Here is a 6,289-nt window from a genome sequence, read left to right as displayed (position 1 = left end):
GCAGAAAATAGTGTTGCAAGGCAGCAGGAAGAAAAGAAGGCCGGAGCATCTTCTTCATCAGCTAAAAACTCTAGTAGTAAAACAATCCGGGTAAATATTGAAAGACTTGATATTTTAATGAATTTATTTGAAGAATTAGTCATTGACCGGGGGCGTCTTGAACAAATTTCCCGTGATTTAAATAATCAGGAGCTGCATGAAACAGTTGAGCATATGACTAGAATTTCAGGTGATTTACAAAATATTATTTTAAACATGCGCATGGTTCCTGTGGAAACAGTATTTAATCGATTCCCGCGGATGGTTCGTCAATTAGCCCGTGACTTGGACAAGAAGATCAATCTTGAGATAATCGGGGCTGAAACGGAATTAGACAGAACAGTTATTGATGAAATTGGCGATCCGCTCGTCCATTTAATTAGAAACGCCCTTGACCATGGGGTTGAAACACCTGAAATTAGAAAAGCTAACGGAAAGAACGAAGAAGGCACAGTTATTCTTAAAGCTTACCATAGTGGAAATCATGTCTTTATTGAAATAGAAGATGATGGTGCTGGAATTAATCGGGATAAGGTGCTTGCAAAAGCGATTAAAAATGGAATCGTCACCGGGCAGGCAGCTGTAACGATGACTGACAAGCAAGTGTTTGAGCTTATACTTGCTTCTGGCTTCTCAACTGCCGAGAAGATTTCTGACGTTTCAGGCCGAGGAGTAGGTCTAGACGTTGTAAAAAGCACAATTGAATCATTAGGCGGTACCATATCAATCGATTCAGCCCTAGGCAAAGGCTCGATCTTCTCGATCCAATTGCCGCTTACTTTATCGATTATTTCGGTCATGCTTACTGAAATACAAAAAGAAAAATTTGCTATCCCTTTATCTTCAATTATTGAAACAGCCATTGTGAAAAAATCTGATATTCTAAATGCCCATAATCAAAGAGTCATCGATTTTAGAGGCAAGGTTGTGCCGCTTCTTTTCCTAAAAGAAATCTTTGAGGTACCGGTTTTTGAAGAAGAGGATGAATTTTACTCTGTTGTCATTGTTAGAAAAGGGGACAAGATGGCTGGACTTGTTGTTGATTCTTTTATTGGCCAGCAGGAAGTTGTTTTAAAGTCTCTCGGTAACTATTTAACAAATGTATTTGCTATCTCTGGGGCTACTATCCTTGGTGATGGTCAGGTAGCATTAATTGTAGATTGCAACTCGTTAATTAAGTAAACCGTTTTCTTCGTACCATAAATTTTCGATTGTCTAGTAAGGAGTGGGTCAGGATGGCTGAGACAATAGCTTCTGATATTAAATTAATCGTTTTTCAGCTTATGAATAAGGAGTATGCAATCCCAGTAAATCAAGTTCGGTCCATTGAGAAAATTGAGCATATTACGAGAGTGCCAGGAACAGAAAAGTTTATTAAAGGGGTCATTAACCTTCGCGGAGTCATAACGCCAATCATTGATCTTCGCAGCAGATTTGGGCTTGATGAAGTAGGCTATTCAGACAGTACCCGAGTCATCATTGCAGGTCTTAATGATTTAGAGGTCGGTTTCATCGTTGATTTAGCTAATGATGTTATCGACATTCCAGTTCACTCTATTGAACCGCCACCCGAAGTTGTAGGTGTGCTTGAGGCTGATTATATTAATGGTGTTGCTAAGATCGGAAATCGTTTATTAATACTAATTGACCTTGAAAAGATCTTAAATACAGAAGAACGTTTAAGTTTACTAGGAAATGAAGGATGAACAAATGAATTTTCTTGAAAAAATTTCATCAATGCACCTCGATATATTGAAAGAAATTGGAAATATTGGGGCTGGACATGCTGCTACTGCGCTATCTAAGTTATTAAATAAAAAAATCGACATGAAAGTGCCAGACGTCAGAATCGTTTCATTTGATGAAATGATGAATATGATGGGCGGAGCAGATAATGTTGTTGCAGGGGTGTTCCTCAGAATTGAAGGTGATGCCCCTGGCAGCATGTTTTTTGTCTTGCCGGTTGAACAGGCTTCTAGATTTATTCGGGAAATGATCGGGGATGAAAGCTTTAGCTTTGATTCTCAGCCTTATAATGAATTGGGATTATCTGCTTATCAGGAGCTTGGAAACATCTTATCCGGATCGTATTTATCCTCTCTTTCTGATTTCACGAATTTATCATTATATCCTTCTGTACCAGCATTAAGCATCGATATGGCTGGTGCAATAATAAGCTATGGACTGATCGAATTATCACAAGTCAGCGATTTCGCCATTGTTATTGATACAGCACTTAATGATGATGGGGCAGATAAAGAAACAGTAAAGGGTCATTTTTTCTTACTGCCGGATCCAGAATCCTTCGATACAATTTTTAAATCTTTGGGAGTTTAACAAAATGATTGAATGTAAAGAAGTTATTAAAGTGGGAATTGCAGATTTGAATATTGTTAAAACCCCTAATACGATACGCACCTCTGGATTAGGTTCTTGTGTTGGAGTGGTGGTTTATGATCAGCAGCGGGAAATTGCAGGACTTTCACATATTATGCTTCCTGATTCGACCCTTGCAAAGGCTGGCAATATAAATATTGCCAAATATGCAGATACAGCTGTGAAAGAATTAGTGTCGAAACTTATTCAAAATGGTGCAAGAGCGTATTCTTTAAAGGCAAAAATTGCAGGCGGGGCTCAAATGTTTCATTTTTCTTCAGGCAGTGATGTTATGCGGATTGGTCCTAGAAATGTAGAAGCTGTAAAGGCAGAGCTATCATCACTTAAAATTTCTATTGTTTCTGAAGATGTCGGCGGAAATAGCGGAAGAACGATAGAATTCAATCCTCAGACATGCATTTTGCATATCCGGACAGTAAATAAGGGTGTACAGGAAATTTAGTCAGCTTCTTTCAAAGCGAGATGGCTGTTTTTCCTTTTTTACTATATTCGGTAATGGATTGTTTTTGACTAGAGTATTTATGATCATTCAAGGAATAGGAAACGTTTGAGGAGGATGACCATGGCGCATCAAACGACAGAGGACCAACGATATTGGCATAATTGGGTCAGCTCACGTGATAATCAAGCAGGGGATTACCTTGTAAAAAAATATATGCCGCTAGTGAGTTATCATGTCCAGCGGATTTCCGTAAATCTTCCTAGAAATGTTTCACGAGATGATTTACGAAGTTTGGGGATGATGGGATTATATGATGCCTTGGAAAAATTCGATCCAAATCGGGATCTAAAGTTTGATACATATGCATCCTTCCGAATTAGAGGTGCTATTTTAGACGGTTTAAGAAAAGAGGATTGGCTCCCGCGGAATACGAGGGAAAAGGCAAAAAAAATTGAAGCTGCAATTGAAAAACTCGAGCAGCGTCTGATGAGAAATGCTAGTATTGAGGAAATCTCCTCTGAACTAAATATGAGTGAAGAAGAAGTGCAATCTGTAATAAATGAACATTTTTTTGCAAACATTCTTTCAATGGATGAAAAGTTAAATGATCAAGATGATAAAGAGGGCAACTCTTATATTATTAAAGATGATCGTGCGGAAATTCCTGAAGTGAAAATAGTGAAAGATGAAATGATTCGTGAGCTGATTGAAATGATTTCTTTACTCAATGAAAAAGAACAGCTTGTGATTAGTTTGTTTTATAAAGAAGAATTGACTTTAACAGAAATTGGTCAAGTGATGGGTCTATCGACTTCAAGAATTTCACAGATTCATTCAAAGGCAATTTTTAAACTAAGAAATGCATTAATAAAAGTTATTTAGGATTGCCACTTATGAAGGAGGAAGCTTAAATGGAAGAGCATTATCGAATAATTATAACGAAGGATCGTTTAACAGCAAAAATTGATTTAGTTTCGAATGTAGAAAATGACTTTTCCATTAAAAAGAGTGATATTGAACAATTTCTTTCTAAAGAAAAGATATCATTCGGAATCTTTGAGGATGTGATGAATCAGATTTGTGAAAACCCACAATCCTTAAGTTATCCATCCATTATTGCTGAAGGCATCCCGCCTAAAAATGGGGTGGATGCCTACCTTCTAAATGAAGTTCAACATGACAAAAAAGAGGTAAGAGAAAAATTTAACTTCCGAAAAGTTCTTCAAATCCCATCTGTTTCAAGTGGCCAGCCTCTTGCTTCAGTTGTCCCGCCCACTCCAGGTACAGAAGGAATGGATGTATTTGGAAAAAGGATTCCCGCTAAAAATGGAAAACCCCTTAAAATAAGACCAGGAAAAAATGTAATATTAAATAATTCAAGATTTTATTCAACTTCTGATGGTCAATTAAGCCTTACAGACAAAATGATCACCGTGAATCCCGTATTTGAAGTCAATGGTGATTTGGATTTAAAAACAGGAAATGTAGATTTTATTGGCAATGTCGTTATTAGAGGAAATGTACCTAGCGGATACGAAATAAGGGCTGGCGGAGATGTTAGAATATTTGGATTAGTAGAGGCTGCAAATATTCACGCTGAAGGAAATATCATTATTTCTGGAGGAATTACAGGAGGAAATAAAGGGATGATCTCAAGCGTAGGCAATGTTCAGGCAGTTTACTTAAATCAGGCAAATGTGCATGCTGGTCACGATGTCATCATAGAGTCCTCCATTTTACACAGTAAAATTCGAGCAGGCTCCTCCATTTTAGGCAAAAATGCATTCGTAATTGGCGGAATTCTTACAGCTAATAAAGAAATACATGTAAAAGAAGTTGGAAACCACTTGTTTACAAAAACGGAACTACAAGCTTATTTAGATACGTCTTTAACTGAAAGAGAGAAAGAGTTACATTTAGAAAGAGCGAAATTACATGGTAATCTTGAGAAATTATCAAATATTGAGCAGAAGCTTGCAAAGCTAACCGGGAATTTATCACAGGAACAAAAAGTCGTTATTCTCAAGCAAAGATCTACAAAACAACATATTGTTGAGCAGATCATAAAAGTAGATGATGAGCTCAGGCAATTGGAGGAGGCAATAAACGAAAGACAAGACTCTTCCATTTATATTTATGAGACTGTATATCCAAATACTACTTTGCGTTTTGGGAAGTATGCTATGCAATTGCAGCACAAACAATCATCGGCTCGTTTTCTACTTCAAGGCGGGGAAATCATGTCTGAGCCTATTCTATAGACAGTAAAAATGACTTATTAGAGATGGGTGTGGAACTATGAGTTTGAAGTCGATTGAAATGCAAGTTGCTTTACCAAGGACAATAGAAGCGGGGAAAATCCAAGAGCAATTGCAGCAGCGAGGCCAAAACATCAATGATTTTGCCACAGAGCGAACCCATAAAGAAGAAAAACAGCAAAGAGAAACTGTCATAAAACATGAACAAAAAGCGAATGTCAAACTAATGCAAGATGAGAGCAATGGCAATAATGGGGAAAATAAAGAAAATCACCAAAAAAAGAAAAGCAGCAAGCCTGTTGAAAAAGAGAAACACCCATATAAAGGAAAAATTATTGATTACAGTGGATAGAGGGATTATATGACCACTTTTTTATTATTAATTAGCTTGTTTTTAAATGTTCTTGCCCTTTTTTCAATTATCATTTTATTTCTGCGTCAAAACCGGTTTTTACAAGTAGAGAAAAAACAAGAAAAAATGATTCAAGAAATGGAAGAAGTGATTTCTGCTTATTTAGTTCAGATGAAGGAAGAAAACGATGATTTTATTAAACGAATTGGTCATATTGAACGGAATGCTCAATCATCCAATAATGCAGAAAGTCGTAAGACGATTAAGAAAGATCAAGATGAGCCCGGGCTTGAAAGGAACATAAGCCTTCATAGCCGAAAGGGAAAAGTCAATGCTTATAGTGCTGCAAAGGCTTATAAACAAAGTGCTGTCGTTCCAAGTAATAGTTCCAACCGGACGGTACGTGACGAGATAGAATTGCCGCCGCTAGAAATCGACCCTATTCTTGCAGAAGTAAATGAAAAAGAGAATTCACAGGAACAATCATTATTAAATTATATTCTTCTATTAAAAAATCAAGGATATAATGAAACAGAAATTGCTCAAAAGCTAAATAAAGGTAAGACTGAAATTAATCTTTTATTAAAATTTAATCAAAACAATTAAGGAATAACTTGATACTTCATTATTTTTATGCTATATTAACAAATGGTGTTAATACACACGCTTATAGATTTAGTCGGACGGTGCTGAAACCCTTTCAGTTCCCGATTGAAAATGAAATAAGCGGAGGAAAACAAACCATTAGGAGGAAAAACAATGTCAGTCATTTCAATGAAACAATTGCTTGAAGCTGGTGTA

The 6,289-nt window shown here is 36.7% G+C and carries 8 protein-coding genes; all 8 read left to right on the top strand.

The window, feature by feature from the left end; genetic code table 11:
• On the top strand, nt 1-1,221 hold a 1,221-nt coding region (locus V7149_RS14050), incomplete at its 5' end, for a chemotaxis protein CheA (protein WP_335346244.1).
• Between the two features lie 53 nt (nt 1,222-1,274).
• Nucleotides 1,275-1,745: a chemotaxis protein CheW gene (locus tag V7149_RS14045; protein WP_335346243.1), complete on the top strand. Its 471-nt coding sequence runs from the start codon at nt 1,275-1,277 to the stop codon at nt 1,743-1,745.
• A gap of 4 nt (nt 1,746-1,749) precedes the next feature.
• Complete coding sequence (locus tag V7149_RS14040; protein WP_335346242.1) at nt 1,750-2,376, top strand: chemotaxis protein CheC; 627 nt, start codon at nt 1,750-1,752, stop codon at nt 2,374-2,376.
• Nucleotides 2,377-2,380: 4 nt separating this feature from the next.
• Nucleotides 2,381-2,878: a chemotaxis protein CheD gene (locus V7149_RS14035; RefSeq protein WP_335346241.1), complete on the top strand. Its 498-nt coding sequence runs from the start codon at nt 2,381-2,383 to the stop codon at nt 2,876-2,878.
• Between the two features lie 120 nt (nt 2,879-2,998).
• Nucleotides 2,999-3,760: a FliA/WhiG family RNA polymerase sigma factor gene (locus V7149_RS14030; RefSeq protein ID WP_335346240.1), complete on the top strand. Its 762-nt coding sequence runs from the start codon at nt 2,999-3,001 to the stop codon at nt 3,758-3,760.
• 29 nt (nt 3,761-3,789) lie between these two features.
• Entirely contained in the window at nt 3,790-5,139 is a 1,350-nt protein-coding gene (locus V7149_RS14025) for a DUF342 domain-containing protein (RefSeq protein ID WP_335346239.1), read from the top strand.
• 37 nt (nt 5,140-5,176) lie between these two features.
• On the top strand, nt 5,177-5,488 hold the full coding sequence (locus V7149_RS14020) for a hypothetical protein (RefSeq protein WP_335346238.1): 312 nt from the start codon (nt 5,177-5,179) through the stop codon (nt 5,486-5,488).
• A 9-nt stretch (nt 5,489-5,497) separates the two neighbouring features.
• Nucleotides 5,498-6,094 (top strand): hypothetical protein, encoded by a 597-nt coding sequence (locus V7149_RS14015; protein WP_335346237.1) that lies wholly within the window; start codon nt 5,498-5,500, stop codon nt 6,092-6,094.
• Nucleotides 6,095-6,289 lie beyond the last annotated feature (195 nt).

This window comes from Bacillus sp. JJ1503, assembly GCF_036965125.1.
Lineage (GTDB): Bacteria > Bacillota > Bacilli > Bacillales > Cytobacillaceae > Cytobacillus.
The sequence above is the reverse complement of the archived record's forward strand: the minus strand, read 5'-3'. Positions and strand labels throughout refer to the sequence as shown.